Origin of the sequence: Microvirga sp. TS319, assembly GCF_041276405.1 — a bacterium.
Classification (GTDB): Bacteria; Pseudomonadota; Alphaproteobacteria; order Rhizobiales; family Beijerinckiaceae; genus Microvirga.
In genome coordinates, this window is sequence record NZ_JBGGGT010000002.1 from 675,030 (window position 1) to 690,974 (window position 15,945).

At 64.8% G+C, this 15,945-nt stretch carries 19 protein-coding genes and 1 riboswitch; of the genes, 6 read left to right on the forward strand and 13 right to left on the reverse strand.

The features are described 5' to 3' along the window. Positions 1-6: 6 nt before the first annotated feature. Positions 7-411, reverse strand: a complete 405-nt coding sequence (locus AB8841_RS12515) for a hypothetical protein (RefSeq protein ID WP_370436170.1) — start codon at positions 409-411, stop codon at positions 7-9. 205 nt (positions 412-616) lie between these two features. Then, positions 617-1,708 (reverse strand): heat-inducible transcriptional repressor HrcA, encoded by a 1,092-nt coding sequence (hrcA, locus tag AB8841_RS12520; RefSeq protein WP_370436171.1) that lies wholly within the window; start codon positions 1,706-1,708, stop codon positions 617-619. 145 nt (positions 1,709-1,853) lie between these two features. Between hrcA and rph the strand changes: the two genes are divergently transcribed. Both rph and rdgB read left to right on the forward strand, forming a co-directional pair. After that, positions 1,854-2,567: a ribonuclease PH gene (gene rph, locus AB8841_RS12525; protein WP_370436172.1), complete on the forward strand. Its 714-nt coding sequence runs from the start codon at positions 1,854-1,856 to the stop codon at positions 2,565-2,567. After that, complete coding sequence (rdgB, locus tag AB8841_RS12530; RefSeq protein ID WP_370436173.1) at positions 2,564-3,211, forward strand: RdgB/HAM1 family non-canonical purine NTP pyrophosphatase; 648 nt, start codon at positions 2,564-2,566, stop codon at positions 3,209-3,211. Before rph ends, rdgB begins: the two co-directional genes overlap by 4 nt. A 285-nt stretch (positions 3,212-3,496) precedes the next feature. On the opposite strand, the gene AB8841_RS12535 is transcribed toward rdgB, so the two are convergent. Then, positions 3,497-3,973 carry a DUF2852 domain-containing protein gene (locus AB8841_RS12535; RefSeq protein WP_370436174.1) on the reverse strand — a complete coding sequence of 159 codons (477 nt, stop codon included), beginning with the start codon at positions 3,971-3,973 and terminating at the stop codon, positions 3,497-3,499. A 133-nt stretch (positions 3,974-4,106) separates the two neighbouring features. Further along, positions 4,107-4,772, reverse strand: coding sequence for a TetR/AcrR family transcriptional regulator (locus tag AB8841_RS12540; protein ID WP_370436175.1), 666 nt, complete (start codon positions 4,770-4,772; stop codon positions 4,107-4,109). A 204-nt stretch (positions 4,773-4,976) separates the two neighbouring features. Between AB8841_RS12540 and hemW the strand changes: the two genes are divergently transcribed. After that, complete coding sequence (hemW, locus tag AB8841_RS12545) at positions 4,977-6,137, forward strand: radical SAM family heme chaperone HemW (protein ID WP_370439258.1); 1,161 nt, start codon at positions 4,977-4,979, stop codon at positions 6,135-6,137. Positions 6,138-6,224: 87 nt separating this feature from the next. Here the strand turns inward: hemW and gshB are convergent, their stop codons facing one another. Beyond that, positions 6,225-7,172 carry a glutathione synthase gene (gene gshB / locus AB8841_RS12550; RefSeq protein ID WP_370436176.1) on the reverse strand — a complete coding sequence of 316 codons (948 nt, stop codon included), beginning with the start codon at positions 7,170-7,172 and terminating at the stop codon, positions 6,225-6,227. Positions 7,173-7,175: 3 nt separating this feature from the next. After that, positions 7,176-7,427: a hypothetical protein gene (locus tag AB8841_RS12555; protein ID WP_370436177.1), complete on the reverse strand. Its 252-nt coding sequence runs from the start codon at positions 7,425-7,427 to the stop codon at positions 7,176-7,178. Here AB8841_RS12555 and AB8841_RS12560 point away from each other — a divergent pair. Next, positions 7,426-8,295, forward strand: coding sequence for a lipid kinase (locus tag AB8841_RS12560; RefSeq protein ID WP_370436178.1), 870 nt, complete (start codon positions 7,426-7,428; stop codon positions 8,293-8,295). The two genes, AB8841_RS12555 and AB8841_RS12560, sit on opposite strands and share 2 nt — an antisense overlap. Before the next feature lie 111 nt (positions 8,296-8,406). On the opposite strand, the gene AB8841_RS12565 is transcribed toward AB8841_RS12560, so the two are convergent. Continuing rightward, complete coding sequence (locus AB8841_RS12565) at positions 8,407-8,625, reverse strand: DUF1127 domain-containing protein (protein WP_370436179.1); 219 nt, start codon at positions 8,623-8,625, stop codon at positions 8,407-8,409. Between the two features lie 103 nt (positions 8,626-8,728). On the opposite strand from AB8841_RS12565, the gene AB8841_RS12570 reads away from it, so the two are divergent. Further along, on the forward strand, positions 8,729-9,601 hold the full coding sequence (locus AB8841_RS12570; protein WP_370436180.1) for a LysR family transcriptional regulator: 873 nt from the start codon (positions 8,729-8,731) through the stop codon (positions 9,599-9,601). A 125-nt stretch (positions 9,602-9,726) separates the two neighbouring features. Here AB8841_RS12570 and AB8841_RS12575 read toward each other — a convergent pair whose 3' ends face one another. Then, positions 9,727-10,104 (reverse strand): YraN family protein, encoded by a 378-nt coding sequence (locus AB8841_RS12575; protein WP_370436181.1) that lies wholly within the window; start codon positions 10,102-10,104, stop codon positions 9,727-9,729. An 89-nt stretch (positions 10,105-10,193) separates the two neighbouring features. Next, positions 10,194-11,132 (reverse strand): 16S rRNA (cytidine(1402)-2'-O)-methyltransferase, encoded by a 939-nt coding sequence (gene rsmI / locus AB8841_RS12580; protein ID WP_370436182.1) that lies wholly within the window; start codon positions 11,130-11,132, stop codon positions 10,194-10,196. Between the two features lie 137 nt (positions 11,133-11,269). Here rsmI and AB8841_RS12585 point away from each other — a divergent pair, with 137 nt between their 5' ends. Continuing rightward, a complete protein-coding gene (locus AB8841_RS12585; RefSeq protein ID WP_370436183.1) occupies positions 11,270-12,586 on the forward strand; it encodes a penicillin-binding protein activator in 1,317 nt (438 codons plus the stop codon). 9 nt (positions 12,587-12,595) lie between these two features. Here the strand turns inward: AB8841_RS12585 and AB8841_RS12590 are convergent, their stop codons facing one another. From AB8841_RS12590 to AB8841_RS12605, 4 genes are all read right to left on the reverse strand, one after another. Further along, positions 12,596-13,105, reverse strand: coding sequence for an OsmC family protein (locus tag AB8841_RS12590; RefSeq protein WP_370436184.1), 510 nt, complete (start codon positions 13,103-13,105; stop codon positions 12,596-12,598). Positions 13,106-13,120: 15 nt separating this feature from the next. Next, on the reverse strand, positions 13,121-13,909 hold the full coding sequence (locus tag AB8841_RS12595; RefSeq protein ID WP_370436185.1) for an ABC transporter ATP-binding protein: 789 nt from the start codon (positions 13,907-13,909) through the stop codon (positions 13,121-13,123). Then, positions 13,909-14,661, reverse strand: coding sequence for an ABC transporter permease (locus tag AB8841_RS12600; RefSeq protein ID WP_370439259.1), 753 nt, complete (start codon positions 14,659-14,661; stop codon positions 13,909-13,911). Before AB8841_RS12600 ends, AB8841_RS12595 begins: the two co-directional genes overlap by 1 nt. Positions 14,662-14,786: 125 nt before the next feature. Continuing rightward, positions 14,787-15,755 (reverse strand): aliphatic sulfonate ABC transporter substrate-binding protein, encoded by a 969-nt coding sequence (locus AB8841_RS12605; RefSeq protein ID WP_370436186.1) that lies wholly within the window; start codon positions 15,753-15,755, stop codon positions 14,787-14,789. 42 nt (positions 15,756-15,797) lie between these two features. Continuing rightward, a riboswitch (SAM riboswitch) is annotated at positions 15,798-15,875 on the reverse strand. Positions 15,876-15,945 lie beyond the last annotated feature (70 nt).

Here is a 15,945-nt window from a genome sequence, read left to right on the forward strand (position 1 = left end):
GGCCCGTTAGCGGGCGCACTCGACAGGAACGCGCTCGTTCGTGCCCTGGACGAGGACCGTGCGGCACGGGACGCCGTTGATCACGCGGATCTCATGCGGCGCGGCATTCGGGAAGGCGGAAGCCGGAGTTCCGGAGACCACAGCGCCGGCCGAAGGGGCGACGAGAATGCTGCCGGTTGCCATCGGGTCGAGGCCGACCATGCCGGTCGGGACAGCGCACTGCACCGGAACGCGCTGGCCGCTCTCGCGGTCCAGAACGGTGCGGCACGGCACGCCATTGATCGTCCGGATTTCATGGGGCGCAGCGTTCGGGAAAGGAGAGTTGGGCGTTCCGCTGACCTGAGCCTGCGCAAGGCCGATGGTACCGAGCATCATGAGACCGGTGCTGGCGATAATCGAAAGCGTCTTCACAGAAACCTCCAGGGTAGATGAGAGAAGTCGGCCGCTTTCACGGTCCGGAGGTTTAACGCTCGGCGAGGAGAAGGTTCCCTTCATGGGACGGTATGCTGCGGGCCGACCAGCGTGCCGGAGGCCGATTTCGCGCACGCATCCGTTCCGCCATGTCGAGCCGGATTTCCGTCTCGATGGCGCTTTTAGACGGCGACAAGCTCGGCTTTCAGCGGCCCTGTTCAAGAATTCGTGAGATGACCTTGGCCGTGTAATCGACCATCGGGACGATCCGGGCGTAATTGAGCCGCGTCGGGCCGATCACGCCGAGAACGCCGACGATCTTCTGGCTCGCGTCCCTGAAGGGAGCCGCGATCATCGAGGAGCCGGAGAGCGAGAAGAGCTTGTTCTCGGAGCCGATGAAGATGCGGACCCCTTCGCCGCCTTCCGCGCGGCTGAGCAGGTCGATGACGTCGGTTTGCGTTTCGAGATCGGAGAAGAGCAGGCGGATGCGCTCCAGATCCTCGACGGCCTTCAGGTCGTCGAGCAGGTTCGCCTGGCCGCGCACGATGAGCTGGCGTGAGTCCGCCGGACCGACCGTGGTGGCGATCCCGGCCTCCACAAGCCTGGCGGTCAAACCGTCCAGTTCCCGCTCCATGTCCGCGCGCCGCGCCTCGACCTCGGTCCTGATGTCGCCCAGGGTCTTGCCCTGGATCCGGGCGTTGAGGAAATTGCCCGCTTCGACCAGCGCACCCGCCGGCAGACCGGCCGGCAGGTCGAGGAGGCGGTTCTCGACGGAGCCGTCCTCGGATACCAGCACCACGAGCGCACGGGTGGGATCGAGCCGGACGAATTCGATATGCTTCAGGCGCGCATTGGATTTCGACGTGACCACGACGCCCGCGCCACGCGAGACCCCCGACAGGAGCGCAGAGGCCTCGGCCAAGGCGGTTTCCATGGTGTGCCCGCTGGCCGCCGCCCGCATCTGCGCCTCGATGCGGGCCCGCTCGTCGGCCGTCACGTCGCCGATCTCCAGCATGGCGTCCACGAAGAAGCGGAGGCCGATCTCCGTCGGGAGGCGTCCGGCGCTGGTGTGGGGCGCGAAGATCAGACCCGCCGCCTCCAGATCCGCCATGACGTTGCGGATCGAGGCCGGGGAGAGCGTCATCGGGAGGAGGCGCGAGAGATGGCGCGAGCCGACCGGTTCGCCGGTCATAAGATAGCTCTCGACGATCTGGCGGAAGATCTCGCGGGAACGGTCGTTCAGCTCCGCGATGGCGCGGGCATCCGAGAGATTCGAGAAGGAACCGGTTGCATGCATGTAAAGGGTTCTACCCGTTCACAATTCCACCCTGCAAGTGAACATTATGTGCGGATGGTCGATGCTTTAGGCAAGGCTCGCGCTTGCTTAATGGTCGCCATGGCCTCAAACAGGCTTTCACACAAGGCTTATGGAGATCCCGAACATGCGTCCGTCCAAACGCGCCCCCGACGAACTGCGTCCCGTCACTTTGGAGCGTAGCGTCGCGCGCTATGCGGAGGGTTCCTGTCTCGTGTCCTTCGGCAATACCAAGGTGCTTTGCACCGCCTCGCTGGAGGAAAAAGGTCCCCCGTGGCTGCGCGGCACCGGCAGAGGCTGGGTGACGGCGGAATATTCCATGCTGCCGCGTGCCACGCATGAACGCACCAAGCGCGAGGTCAATTCCGGCAAGCCGTCCGGCCGGACACAGGAAATCCAGCGCCTCATCGGCCGGTCGCTCCGCGCCGTAGTGAACCTGCCGGCCATCGGCGAGCGTCAGATCGTGCTCGATTGCGATGTGATCCAGGCCGATGGCGGGACCCGCACGGCATCCATCACCGGAGCCTGGATCGCCCTGCACGAGTGCTTCACCTGGATGCAGAGCCGTTCGATCATCTCCATCAACCCGCTGCGCGAGCCTGTCGCGGCCATATCCTGCGGGATCTATCAGGGTCAGCCGGTCCTCGATCTGGATTACGCAGAGGATTCCGCTGCCGAAACCGATGCGAATTTCGTCATCACGGGCTCGGGCGGCATCGTCGAAGTGCAGGGCACAGCGGAAGGAAAGCCCTTCTCGGAAGAGGAGTTCCTGAACCTTCTGCGACTTGCCAAGGCAGGCGTGGCGCAGCTCGTCGACCTTCAGAAGAAGGCGGTGGCATGATGCAGCATCGTCCTCTCAGCGGTAAGGTCGTCATCGCGACCCACAATGCGGGCAAGCTGCGCGAGATGCAGGAGCTCCTGGCTCCCTTCGGCATCGAAGCCGTATCGGCGGGCGAGCTTAATCTGCCCGTTCCCGACGAGACGGGTCATATGTTCGCCGAGAACGCCGCCATCAAGGCTCACGCTGCGGCCAAAGCGACGGGCCTGCCGGCCTTTTCGGACGATTCCGGCCTGTGCGTCCATGCGCTGGACGGCGCGCCCGGATTGTTCACGGCGGACTGGGCCGGCCCGAACCGGGATTTTTCCGCCGCCATGGCGCGGGTGCACCGCGAGCTTGAGAAGCGCGAGGCGACAGATACGCGCGCCCACTTCGTCTCCGCCCTCGTCATTGCCTGGCCCGACGGCCACGAGGAGCTGTTCGAGGGCCGCGTGTTCGGAAACGTCGTGTGGCCGCCGCGCGGCGACAAAGGGTTCGGTTACGATCCGATGTTCCAGCCGGACGGGTTCGACCAGACCTTCGGCGAGCTATCGTCGGACGAGAAACACGGCATCGACTGGTCGAAGCCGGAGCCGGAAGGGCTCTCGCACCGGGCGCGGGCCTTCCTGAAGCTCGCGGCGGGGTGCTTGAAGAAGGCTCCTGCTTGATAGTGTCGATCCTTCAGAAAGCGCCGCCGATCCTTTAGAAGTGCCGAACATACGAACCATGGTTGGTGACGCTATAGACGATATCGGGGACATCGCTCGCGATCTCAGGGAAATCTGTTGGCGTTGGCACAACCTTGGGGCAGATGACGCTTACGGGTATTTCCGTTTTGGATACCAGACCCATTGGGGGCGCCATTTGCATGGCCTACGCTTCTATCTTCATGCAAAGCAGTTCTAAGCCCAAACGAAGAAGCGCCCCGTAGGGCGCTTCACTTGTTTTAAGCCTTAAACGCTCGTCGGGCCGTTGCCGCGGCGCTTGGCCATGAAGGCGTCGAATTCCTCGCGGTCCTTGGCGCGCTTCAGCTCCTCTACGAAGTCGCGGAAGGCGCTGGCTTCCTCGTCGAGCTTGCGGCGCTCTTCCTCGAGGCGCTCCAGTTCACTGCGGCGGTAATCGTCGAAGGCCGCATTGCCCGAGCTCGAATACCCGAAGCCGCCGGTGGGCCCGCGCGCGCCGAAGAGGTCGTCCTTGGCCCGGCCGAGGGTGTCGCGGAAGAAGGCTTTCGCCTCGTCGTATTTCGGGTATCCACACATTTTCCACACCAGATAGGCCAGCGCGAGCGGCCAGAACCAAATGAAGCCCAGAACGATTCCGGCGATCTCCAGACCGCGTCGGGGGGAGCGCCCGCAGCGACGGTGAGCACCGGCATTCCAAGGTCCCGCATGCGGGCCCTGATTCCAGGCGGTTGAAGCAGTGTCAGACATCGTAGGGTCTCGCTATGTTAATGCTAACAACATTAACATGCGGATCGATTTCGGCGCTTTCAAGGGAGGTTTTCGCGATTTTTTGGAGAAGGCGTGGAGCGAGGGGCGCGAGGCCCACCCGCGGGATTGGGTCTCAGCCGGATGCCGCCCCTCGCTGGTCCTTCAAGGCGCCGTGGACAAGGGCCAGGACGCCCGCCCGGAGAAGCTCGTACTTGTCCGGCAGGTTTGGGCCTTTCGGGAGCTGGCCGGCGGCATCGAGCGTGGCGATGCCGTGGGAGAGGGCCCAGACTTCGAGGGCGATGAAGCGGACATCCACGCTCTGGAACCCTTCCGGGTACGTTTTCGTGAGCGCTTCGACCAGATAGTCGAAGGCACCATTGGTCCGCTTGGGGCCTTCCGGGGCGCTTGCCCCCCACGGGCCGCAGCCTTCGCTCTCAAGAGGCTTGGCCGAGAACATGGCGGCATAAAAGCCCGGCTCCTGCTCGGCAAAGGCCAGATAGGCCTCCCCCATGCGGGTGAAGCGTTCCCGAGGCGAGCCTTCGCTTTGCAGGGCTTTCCCAAGCCGCTTGGCGAGCTCGTCGAAGCCCCGGAAGGCCACCTCCGCCACGAGAGCCTCGCGTCCGCGGAAGTGGCGATAAAGGGCCGCCGGAGTGACGCCGACGAGCTTGGCGGCATCCGCGAGAGTAAAGCCGCCGAGGCCGCGCTCTGCGATAAAGCGCTGCGCCGCCTCGATCAGCGCCTCCTTCAGATTGCCGTGGTGATAACCCTGCCGGTCGAACGGGCCGCGCCAGTGCCGCATGATGGGTCCTTCTAAACTCAACCTCTGCCGATCTTAAGCGCCCGCCTTCGGGGAGGCTAGGGCAGAGGTCGCATGAAGGGTGAACAAACGCCGGGGCAAGAGGTTCAGAAATGCTCGCGCATCCCGCCTGTTCGCTCGTCGGGCAGCAAACAACGCGACAACGCCACCCGTGACGAGAAGGGCAAGAGCTGCCATATACGCCCCATGATCGATCATCCGACGCGCGATGTGGGTTTCGGCGTTTACGTCCATTGGCCCTTTTGCGCCTCCAAATGCCCTTATTGCGATTTCAACAGCCATGTCCGCCACCAGCCGGTGGATCAGGACCGCTTTCTGGCGGCCTTCAGGCGCGAGATCGCCCATACGGCGGCGCGCATTCCCGGGCGCACGGTCACCAGCATCTTCTTCGGGGGCGGCACGCCCTCGCTCATGAAGCCGGGCACGGTCGGAGCGATCCTGGATGCCATCGGTGGCGCATGGGCGATCGATCCCAAGGCCGAGGTGACGCTCGAGGCGAACCCCACCAGCGTCGAGGCGGAGCGGTTCCGCGGCTATCGCCAGGCCGGGATCAATCGCGTCTCGTTGGGCGTGCAGGCTCTCAACGATCCGGATCTGCGGCGCCTCGGCAGGATGCATTCCGTCGACGAAGCCCTGGCGGCCGTGAAGATCGCGGCTTCCATCTTCGAGCGCTATTCGTTCGACCTGATCTATGCCCGCCCAGGGCATACGCCCGAGGCCTGGGCGGCTGAGCTCGAACAGGCCATCGGCTATGCCGTGGAGCATCTCTCGCTTTACCAGCTCACCATCGAGCCCGGGACTTGGTTCCAGCGTCTCTACGATGCGGGCAAGATCACGGTCCCGGACGAGGAAACGGGCCGCGCGCTTTACGACATCACCCAGGAGACCTGCGAAAAGCATGGTCTTCCGGCCTATGAGATCTCGAATCACGCCAGGCCCGGTGCCGAATCCCGGCACAATCTGCTCTACTGGCGCTATGGCGAATATGCGGGCATCGGCCCCGGCGCCCATGGCCGGCTCGTCACCGGCAATGCGCGGCTCGCCACATCCACCGAGAAGCATCCCGAGACATGGCTCGCGCGGGTGGAGCGCGACGGTCACGGCGTGATCGAGGAGGAGGTTCTGACCTCCGAAGCGGAGGGCGACGAATTCCTCCTTATGGGCCTGCGCCTCAAAGAGGGCATCGACCCGCGCCGTTACGAGGCCTTTACGGGAAAGACGCTCAACCGGCGCGGCCTGCGGATCCTGGAAGACGAAGGCCTGATCCGCGTCGATGGCTCACGCCTTGCCGTGACCGGGAAGGGCTTTCCCGTGCTCAATGCGGTGATTGCGGAACTGGCCGCCTGAACAGGCCGTCCCGGATCGGGTCCGGGGAGGCGTGACGAAGAGAAGTTCAGTTTCTGAGGCAGACCGCGCCTTGCCCGGATCGTCTCCTCAACCCCGCTTCACCTTGTTCTCGATGACATCCCATACGGTGACCGCGAGGTCCGGGCCGCCGAGGCGCTTGATGGCGCGGATGCCTGTCGGGGCCGTCACGTTGATCTCGGTGAGGTTCCCGTCGATCACGTCGATGCCGACCAGGATGAGGCCCATGCGCTTCAGGTCGGGCCCGATCGTCTCGCAGATTTCACGCTCGCGCGGCGTGAGATCCGTGGGCTTCGCGGCGCCGCCCCGCACCATGTTCGAGCGGATGTCGTTGGCCGCCGGAACGCGGTTGATCGCACCTGCGGCCTCGCCGTCGATGAGGATGATGCGCTTGTCGCCCTCCGTGATCTTCGGCAGGAAGCGCTGGGTCACCCAGGGCTCGCGGAACAGGTTGGAGAAGAGGTCGTAGAGCGAGCCGAAATTCGGGTCTTCGCGCCCGACCTTGAACACGCTCGCGCCGCCATGGCCATAGAGCGGCTTCATCACCACGTCGCCGTGCTCGCGGCGAAACTCCTCGATCTCCGCCTTGTCGCGGGAGATCAGCGTCGGCGGCATGAGGTGCGGAAACTGGGTGACGAAGATCTTTTCCGGCGCATTGCGCACATGGGATGGGTCGTTGACCACCAGGGTCTTCGGATGGATGCGCTCCAGAAAGTGCGTGGCGGTGATGTAGGCAAGGTCGAAGGGCGGGTCCTGGCGCATCAGCACCACGTCCACTTCCGAGAGGTCGACACGTTCCTGCGCGCCGAGCGTGAAGTGGTTTCCTTCCTCGTCGCGCACCGTGATCGGATCCACCATCGCGACCACTTTGCCGTCGCGGAGCGACAGGCGGTCGGGGGTGTAGTGCAGGATCCGGTGGCCTCGCCGTTGCGCCTCGAGCAGCAGCCCAAAACCCGTGTCGCCCGCGATCTTGATGCTGTTGATGTGATCCATCTGGATCGCCACGGTGAGGGTCATCGGTCAGGCCTCCTGGAGCATTTCGCCGGCGACGGTTCCCGCTCGGAAATGCGGCGCTGCAAGGAACGGAGCCGATTTCATGGCTTGTGAAATCGGCTCCGGCAAAGCGGGTTTATTGGACTGTTTTTCGAGGAAGGCAACTCTCGTGAGCCCCGGAATGAACGAAAAAGGTGGAGGGGTGTTGTCGAACAGCCTCGCTTCAAGCGTTCCTGGCCCCTTGCCGATAAGCCCCAGCTTCCACATCTGATAGGCCATGTCACGCCGCGCTCTCCTCATCATCAATGCCAAAAGCCGCAGCGGAGAAACCCAGGCGCAGGCAGCCATCGCGGCTCTTCAATCCCACGGAATCGAGCCCGTTCACGTGGAATGCAGCCGGCGGGAGGATCTGTCGCCTCTCATCGTGAAGCATCGGGACGGAGTGGAATGCGCCGTTGTCGGCGGGGGGGACGGAACCTTGAATGCGGCAGCCCTCGGCGTGATCGAGGCCGGGCTGCCGCTCGGCATCCTGCCGCTCGGCACGGCCAACGACCTGGCGCGAACGCTCGACATCCCGTTCGATCTCGGCGGCGCGGCACAGGTCATCGCCGATGGGCGCACCCGCCGGATCGACCTCGGTCTCGTGAATGGCGAGCCCTTCTTCAACGTGGCGAGCCTCGGTCTCTCCGCGGAACTGGCGCAGAAGCTGACACGGGACATCAAGCGCCGGTTCGGACGGCTCGGCTATGCACTCATCGCCATGAAGGTTCTGGCTCAGGCCAAGCCCTTTCGAGCGACAATAACGAGTGAAGCCGAGTCCGTCCGGGTGCGAACGCTGCAGATCGCGGTCGGAAACGGGCGTTTCTACGGTGGCGGGAATGCGGTGGAGAAGAATGCCGCCATCGACGATCAGCATCTCGATCTCTACAGTCTCGAATTCGAGCGGGCGTGGAAGCTCGCCTTCATGGCGCGTTCCTTTCGTTACGGCGAGCATGGCGCCTGGAGCGAGGTGCGGGCGATCCGAGCCAGGGAATTCGACATCCGCACGAGGAGGCCGAGGCCCATCAATGCAGATGGCGAGATCGTGACCCAGACGCCTGCCCATTTCTCCATCAGGCCCGGTGCGGTCACCGTGTTCGCGCCTTAGAGCATCGGTCCCAAAAGTGGATTTGCACTTTTGGGACCGAATCGGAGGCCCTCTTCTTGGAAAGAGCACATCGTTCTTGCGAAGAACCGGAGCCACTCTTCGCACGAGGCGCTAGCAGTCGCGCCCGTGGCGGACGGCACCCTCGATGGCGCCGTGGCTCGGGCCGAGGCCGATATCCTGGAGGATCGCATCATCCAGGGCGCTCACCTCCCTCAGGGCGCGCCGGATGCGGATCTCACGCATGACGGCCGAGAAGAAGCTCCTGAAGCCGGAGGCGCGGGTCGCGGAGGTCTCGTAGGCTTCGGTGCAGGTGTTCGAAAAGTCCGACATGACGCTCTCCTTAAGTTGATGAGGAGAGTATGAGGCCGCCTCTTGCATAATGGAAACGAATGTTCATTATATTCAAAATAACGATCCATTATGGAGTCGGTCCATGCCTCACAACCTGGACGTTAGCCTTCTCAGAGCTTTCGTGGCGGTGGCGGATACCGGCGGCATGACGGCCGCCTCGGGCGTTCTCAACCTGACCCAGGCGGCGGTGAGCCAGCAGATCAAGCGGCTCGAGGAGATCCTGGGCGAGGAGCTGATCACCCGCGACCGGCGGGGAATGACCCTGACGCACGCGGGCGAGCGGTTGTTCGGACGCGCCAAACGCCTGCTTGCCATGAATGACGAAATCTGGACCGAGATGACGACGCCCGAATTCGAGGGCGAGATCCGCCTCGGCATTCCGAGCGACATCATCACGACCTATCTGCCCACTTTCCTGAAGGATTTCGCGCGCAACTACCCCCGCGTGCAGATCACACTCGACAGCGGTTCGAGCGTCGACCTTCGCGCGAGGCTCGGTGCTGGAAAGATCGACGTCGTGATGGCAACCGAACTCGTATGCGATGCGGATGGCGAGAATCTGGTGATGGATCGTCTCGTCTGGGTCGGCGCGCGGGGAGGGGAGGCTGCGTGGCAGCGTCCCCTCCCTGTTTCCATCGGATGCTCGGATTGCGCCTTCCGCGTGCCGATCCGCGAGGTCCTGCAGAAGGCAGGGATCGAGTGGCGCTCGGTTTCCGAAGTCACGAACACGTCCGCGCAGGTGGCGACCGTTGCCGCCGACATCGCCGTGATGGCCTGGATGGCGTCGACGGTGCCGACCAATCTGGCGGTGCTCGGCCCCGAAACGGGCCTGCCGCTACTTCCGCCTTTCATGGTCAATCTCTACCTGCCGAAAGACGGCGGTAATCACATCGTTCAGGAAATGGCGCGCATGATCCGCGACGCCGTGAGAGATCCGCGGAAGATCGCTGCCTAGAGCATCGCACGCAAAGGTGGGAACCGGTTTTGCGTGAAAAGATGCTCGAACACAGAGGCTTACAGCATTGGATGTGGGTTCGATGTCACGTCCAGTGCTGTAACCAAAACGGCGAGAGGTCCATGTCAGGACATCTCCAGCTCGAAGGCCGATACCCTGTGTTGCGGCCATCGCCCCGGCGCGATGAATACCGCGTCGGCGCGCCATGTTTTTCCTTGCGCATGGGGATGGCGCGCGAGCCATGCCAGCGCCGCGCGGGAGAAGCGTCGGCGCTTGGTGGCCGTGATGGCGGAAAGCGCATCGTCCATCGATCCACGCGCCTTCACCTCGACGAAGGCGATCGTGTCGCCGCGCATCATGATGAGATCGATCTCGCCGCCTGCGGCGGAATAGCGGCGTGCAAGCGGTCTATAGCCCTTGGCGAGGAGGAACAGCAGCGCGATCCACTCGGCGCGATGTCCGCGCAGGAATGTGATGCGCCGCCGCTCGAGAGCTGATTCCATGCCGGTGGGATCAGCCCTCTTCTTTGTCGTCCGGCATTGTCTAGCGGCGAATCGTAGCCACTTCGCCGGAAAATGCTTTGGCGCCGTCTTCATGCACCCCGTTTCGCGAGTTCGAGCGCGCGGGCGTAAACTTCCCGCTTCGGCAGGCCGAGATCCGATGCGACGAGTGCCGCCGCATCTTTGATCGAATGGCTCCTGAGCGCCGCTTCGAGCTTGCCGTCGAGCGCCGCATCGGCCTCGACGGCCTGCATCTCCTTCGTCGCCTCGCCGATCAGCACCACGATTTCGCCTTTCGGCGGGCCTTCCTCGGCGAATTGCGCCGCGAGTTCCGGCAGGGTGCCGCGCCGGATCGTTTCGAACATCTTGGTGAGCTCGCGTGCGACCACGGCCTGCCGCTCGCCGAGAACCGCTGCGGCATCGGCCAGCATCTCGGGCAGGCGGTGCGGGCCCTCGAAGAGCATGAGTGTTCCGGGAATCGGGGCGAGCTCGGCGAGGCGGGTGCGTCGAGCCGCGCTCTTGGGCGGCAGGAACCCTTCGAAGAAGAAGCGGTCGGTCGGCAGGCCCGAGGCGACGAGTGCGGTGAGCACGGCGGAGGGGCCGGGAATGGGCGTCACCGGCAGGCCCTCCTCGATGGCGGCCTGCACCAGCTTGTAGCCGGGATCCGAGACGAGCGGCGTGCCCGCATCGGATACGAGCGCCAAGGCCTGTCCCTCGCGAATGCGGTGAACCATGCGGTCGCGCACCGCGTCGTTGGAATGCTCGTGATAGGCCACCAGCGGCGTGGTGATGCCGTAATGGGCGAGCAGCGTCTTCGTCACGCGCGTGTCCTCGGCCAGGATCGCATCCGCCGCGGCCAGAACGTTCAGGGCGCGGAAGGACACGTCCTGCAGGTTGCCGATGGGGGTTGCGACCACGTAGAGGCCGGGCGTCAGGGGCTTGGCCTCGGCGGCAAGGCCGAAGGCGGTGAAGGTCGCGGTCCGTTCGCCCGGCTCGCGCCGTCGGGTCCGGTTGTCGATTCTCTGTGTCATTGCCGTCCACTCTCGCACAAACGCCCCGCCGGGCGGAAGCAGTCTCGTTCTCGCCGATGCCGCCTTTGGAAACAATGTTTACCATTTAAGGCCAAGATTGACGCATGTCCGATGACTGTTTCCATAAGGGGGCGGAGATGGCGTCGTTTTTCAAAATTCGGAAGACAGGCCTGGTCGAACGGGCGACCCTGGCCGTGCTGCTGACGGGCACGTTGGCTCTCTCGGGCTGCGTCGGATCCTCGCGTCAGGCCCAAAAGCCGACCAGGCCGGCGCAGAAAGCCGCCTCGTCCCAGCCTCTCTACGAGGCCGATCGCCCGCCGGAGGGCTCTTCCGCCCGCCCGATGGAGGCCGCTTCCGAACAGGGTTTTTCTGCCGGGACCGCTTCCATCCGAGCCGGCAGTTCGACCATCGGCACCGGTCCCGTGAAGATTGCGCTGCTCCTGCCGCTGTCCGGCTCCCCGCAGGGTGCAGCGGTGGCGCAGAGCATGCGGAACGCCGCAGAGCTTGCCATCGGCGAATTCCAGGGCTCGGACCTCACCCTTCTCGTGAAGGACGACGGCGGTACGCCGGAGGGTGCGCGGGAGGCCGCCCGGCAGGCTCTCGCGGAAGGGGCCGAGCTCATCCTGGGGCCGCTTTTCGCCGGATCCGTTCAGGCCGCGGGCCAAGTGGTGCGGCAGGCGGGCAAACCGCTCATCGGCTTTTCCTCCGACAGGGGGGCCGCGACGCGGGGCGTCTATCTCATGAGCTTCATGGTGCAATCGGAGGTCGACCGCATCATCGCCTACGCGGCCTCGCAGAACCGCCGCTCCGTTGCGGCCCTGATTCCGAATACGGCCTATGGTTCTGTCGCGGAAGCACAGCTGCGGGAGGCGGCGGCCGAAAACGGCGTGCGGATCGTCGCCATCGAGCGCTACCCTGCCGGACAGCCGCAGGATGCCGTGCAGCGGCTGGGGCCTGTGATCGGTGGCGTGTCGCCTCGGGTTGATGCGCTCTTCATTCCCGACAACGGCGATGGACTGCCCGCCGTGGCGCAGGCCCTGCAGGCGGCTCGCTTCGACGGGCAGCGGGTCAAGCCCCTCGGCACCGGCGTGTGGGACGAGGCGCGGGTGTTCGACCTGCCGGCGCTCCAGGGCGGCTGGTTCGCAGCTCCCGACAAGCGCGGCTTCATGGAGTTCGCTGCGCGCTACCGGGCGCGCTTCAACGGCGATCCGGTTCGCCTCGCGTCCCTGTCCTACGACGCGGTGACGCTGGCGGCCGCGCTTGCACGCATCCAGGGGCCGCAGGCCTTCAATGACAGCGTGCTCACGAGCGGAGCAGGCTTTGCCGGTGCCGATGGGGTGTTCCGCTTCAATCCCAACGGCACCAATGACCGCGCCCTGACTGTTCAGGAGGTCCGGGGCGGCGCGGCTGCCGTCATCAGCACCGCGCCGCGCAGCTTGATGGCGAGCAACTGACCGCACATCCTACTTGCGCGTCAGCGTCGCGCTCAGGTTCGGCTTGTTGTTGAGGGTCTGGAACACCACGCAATAGCGCTCGGTCAGCTTGAGCAGCTGATCGATCTTGTCCTGCGGCGCATCCGTGTCGATCTCGAAGGAGAGGCGGATATCCCTGAAGCCGACCGGCGCAGTCTTGTCGACGCCGAGCGTGCCGCGGAAATCGAGGTCGCCTTCCGCCTTCACGGCGCCGTGACGGAGATCGATCTCAAGCGCTGTCGCAACCGCCTTCAGGGTCACGCCCGCGCAGGCGACAAGCGCTTCGAGCAGCATGTCGCCGGAGCACAGTTCCGCACCCGAGCCGCCGGTGGCAGGATGGAGACCCGCCACCGCGAGGGCGCGGCCGGTCTCGACCTTGCAGGCGATGTGCTGGTCATCCAGCGTACCTTGAGCCTTGAGCGTGATGACGGCGGCTTCCGGGTTGCTGCGGTACTGGTCTTTCAGAGGCGCCTGGAGGGCGCGCAGTTCGGTCGAGTCCATGATGCCTGTCCTTGGTTACCACCACAAAGCAGCGGCCTGACGGTCGCGCTCGCGCTGCGGCTGCTGTGAAGGCGTGTTGAGGGAATGATCGAGCGCCGTCAAGACGCGGCGCACGGAGGTTTCAAAGGCCGGGCCCGTTTTGTCGCGCGGGCGGGAGAGGGTGAGCGGCAGCTCGTCGAAGATGCGGCCGGGCTTGGGCTGCATCACGACGGCGCGGTCGGCCAGCGTCACGGCCTCCTGCACATCGTGCGTCACGAGAACGACCGTGGGACGCGTCTCCTCCCACAAGCCCAGCAGATGCTCGTGCAGGCTCGCGCGGGTGAAGGCGTCGAGCGCCGAGAAGGGCTCGTCGAGGAGCAGGACCTTCGGGTTCGTCACGAAAGCGCGGGCAATCGCCACGCGCTGCTGCTGCCCGCCGGACAGATCGCGCGGCCAGCGGCCGGCATGTTCGGACAGGCTGATCTTCTCAAGGGCATGCCGGACGCGGGCATTGCGCTCGCCCGCAGTGAGATGATCGAGGCCGAAGGCGATGTTGTCGGCGACCGACAGCCACGGCAGGAGGCGCGGCTCCTGGAAAACGATGCCGACGGAAGGATGCGGGCCGGCGAGCGCCTCGCCGTCGAGACGGATCGCGCCCGCGCTCGTCCGATCAAGGCCCGCAACGAGGCGCAGCAGAGTCGTCTTGCCGCAGCCGGAGCCGCCGATGAGAGCGATGATCTCGCCAGGGCGAACGGAAAGATTGATGTCGGACAGCGCGCGCGTGCCGTCCGCATAGGTTTTGGAGAGGTGTTCGAGCTGAAGCATCAGAGTCTCTCCCGCACGGTGTCCTGCCAGCGCACGAGGGGCTTGGTCAGAAGGACGAGCAGGCTGTCGGCGATCTTGCCCAGGAGGGCGAAGGCGATGATGGCGGCGAGGATCTGGTCGGGCTTGCCCATCTGCTGTCCGTCGACGAGCAGATAGCCGAGGCCCTCCGAAGCGCCCATGAATTCGGCCGCGACCACGAACATGAAGCCGAGGCCGAGACCCGAGCGCAGCGCGATGACGGCTTCTGGCAGAACGGCGGGCAGCAGGATGCGTTTGGCGAGCTTGTAGCGCGAAAGGCGGAACACGTGGCCGACCTCGACGAGCTTGCGGTCGACAGAGAGGATCGCTCCCGCGATGCCGAGATAGACCGGGAAGAACACGCCCACGGCGATCAGCGCCACCTTCGAGGCCTCGAAGATGCCGAGCCAGAGGATGAAGAGCGGGACCCAGGCGATGGACGGAATGGCGCGCAGGGCCTGAAGGGTCGGATCGAGAATGCGGCGGATCGTGTCGCTGGCGCCTGACAGGGCTCCGAAGACGATGCCGGCGGCGGCTCCGAGCACGAAACCGGTGACGATGCGCCAGAGCGTGGCCCAGACATGGGTCCACAATTCGCCGGTTTCGGCGAGAGCCCAGAGCGCCGCGAAAATACGGCTCGGCGGCGGAACGAGGCGTCCCTGGGCGAGGCCGACGTGCACGGCGGCCTCCCAGAGGCCGGCGATCGCGACGGGGAGCAAAAAGCCGAGAAGCATGCGCCAGTCGAAGGCGCGACGCTTCTCGGCAAGGGAAGGGGCCGCGAGAGCGGCGGACCCCTGTTGGGAGGACCAGGCGGAAGTTGCAATTTCGCCTGACACGGCGCTCTCCCGTGATGAAGTCATTAGCGGGCGGCCGTGGCGTATTGACGGTCGATGAGACCATCGACGGCGGCGCGGACATCCGTATCGGCGGGAATGACGCCGGCCTGCTGGAGGGCGATGCCCGCAGCCACGATCGTGTCGGCCTGCGGCTGGCCGATGGCGGAATGGGTGAGCTCCGTGCGCTCCAGCTGGCGCTCGATCACCGCCTCCGGCAGCTTGGTATAGGTCACGAGGGCCTTTTTCAGCTCTTGCGGATTGGCGAGCGCATATTGGCGGGCCTGCTCATAGGCCTTCAGGACGCGGCCGACGAGAGCCGGGTTGTCCTTGGCGAAGCTCTCGGACACGTTCAGCACGCCCCAGGTGTTGGCCCCCGCATTGCGGTAGAAGAGCTGAGCGCCGCTTTCGACCTCCGCGGCGGCCATGAGCGGGTCGAGGCCGGCCCAGGCATCCACGTCGCCGCGCTCGAGGGCCGTGCGGCCGTCCGGATGCTGGAGCAGGACGAGCTTCACGTCCTTCTCGGTGAGCTTGGCGTCCTGGAGGGCGCGAACGAGGAAGATGTGCGGATCGGTGCCGCGGGTAACCGCGATGCGCTTGCCCTTCAGGTCCTCGACCTTGGTGATGCCCGTGTCCTTGCGGGTGACGAGGGCGGTCCATTCGGGGCGGGAATAGACGTAGATCGACTTGATCGGGTTGCCGTTGATCTTGGCGATCAGGGCTGCCGCGCCTGCCGTGGAGCCGAAATCGATCGAACCGGCATTGAGGAATTCAAGGGCCTTGTTGGAGCCGAGCGATTGCACCCAGCGGACGCCGATGCCGTCCTTTTCCAGTTCCTTTTCCAGGAAGCCCTTGTCCTTCAGGACGAGGCTCACCGGATTGTAGGTGGCGAAGTCGATCTTGATCTCCTTCGGCTGGGCGAGGGCGCCAGCGGCGAAGGAGGTCAGGCCCGTGGCGATGGAGGCTGCGAGGAGAAGGCGGCGGGTCAGGCTCATGTTGTCAGTCCCATGTTGTGCGCATGGGAGCTTGGGACCGTGATCCGGCAGCACCCGGCGCTTTAGCTGCACTTGTTTCGCGCCCGCAAGCTGCTTGCTCAAATCGGCGCGTGTTCTTTTTATGAAACCCAGGGTTCCTTATGTCAAACAAAATTTCATATAAAGAACACTCTATCCGTCTTAACGGATA

Coding starts and splice junctions, on each gene's coding strand:
- hrcA (WP_370436171.1), bottom strand. CDS start 1,708: ATGCATGCAACCGGTTCCTTCTCGAATCTCTCGGATGCCCGCGCCATC.
- rph (WP_370436172.1), top strand. CDS start 1,854: ATGCGTCCGTCCAAACGCGCCCCCGACGAACTGCGTCCCGTCACTTTG.
- rdgB (WP_370436173.1), top strand. CDS start 2,564: ATGATGCAGCATCGTCCTCTCAGCGGTAAGGTCGTCATCGCGACCCAC.
- AB8841_RS12535 (WP_370436174.1), bottom strand. CDS start 3,973: ATGTCTGACACTGCTTCAACCGCCTGGAATCAGGGCCCGCATGCGGGA.
- AB8841_RS12540 (WP_370436175.1), bottom strand. CDS start 4,772: ATGCGGCACTGGCGCGGCCCGTTCGACCGGCAGGGTTATCACCACGGC.
- hemW (WP_370439258.1), top strand. CDS start 4,977: ATGATCGATCATCCGACGCGCGATGTGGGTTTCGGCGTTTACGTCCAT.
- gshB (WP_370436176.1), bottom strand. CDS start 7,172: ATGACCCTCACCGTGGCGATCCAGATGGATCACATCAACAGCATCAAG.
- AB8841_RS12560 (WP_370436178.1), top strand. CDS start 7,426: ATGTCACGCCGCGCTCTCCTCATCATCAATGCCAAAAGCCGCAGCGGA.
- AB8841_RS12555 (WP_370436177.1), bottom strand. CDS start 7,427: ATGGCCTATCAGATGTGGAAGCTGGGGCTTATCGGCAAGGGGCCAGGA.
- AB8841_RS12565 (WP_370436179.1), bottom strand. CDS start 8,625: ATGTCGGACTTTTCGAACACCTGCACCGAAGCCTACGAGACCTCCGCG.
- AB8841_RS12570 (WP_370436180.1), top strand. CDS start 8,729: ATGCCTCACAACCTGGACGTTAGCCTTCTCAGAGCTTTCGTGGCGGTG.
- AB8841_RS12575 (WP_370436181.1), bottom strand. CDS start 10,104: ATGGAATCAGCTCTCGAGCGGCGGCGCATCACATTCCTGCGCGGACAT.
- rsmI (WP_370436182.1), bottom strand. CDS start 11,132: ATGACACAGAGAATCGACAACCGGACCCGACGGCGCGAGCCGGGCGAA.
- AB8841_RS12585 (WP_370436183.1), top strand. CDS start 11,270: ATGGCGTCGTTTTTCAAAATTCGGAAGACAGGCCTGGTCGAACGGGCG.
- AB8841_RS12590 (WP_370436184.1), bottom strand. CDS start 13,105: ATGGACTCGACCGAACTGCGCGCCCTCCAGGCGCCTCTGAAAGACCAG.
- AB8841_RS12595 (WP_370436185.1), bottom strand. CDS start 13,909: ATGCTTCAGCTCGAACACCTCTCCAAAACCTATGCGGACGGCACGCGC.
- AB8841_RS12600 (WP_370439259.1), bottom strand. CDS start 14,661: ATGCTTCTCGGCTTTTTGCTCCCCGTCGCGATCGCCGGCCTCTGGGAG.
- AB8841_RS12605 (WP_370436186.1), bottom strand. CDS start 15,755: ATGAGCCTGACCCGCCGCCTTCTCCTCGCAGCCTCCATCGCCACGGGC.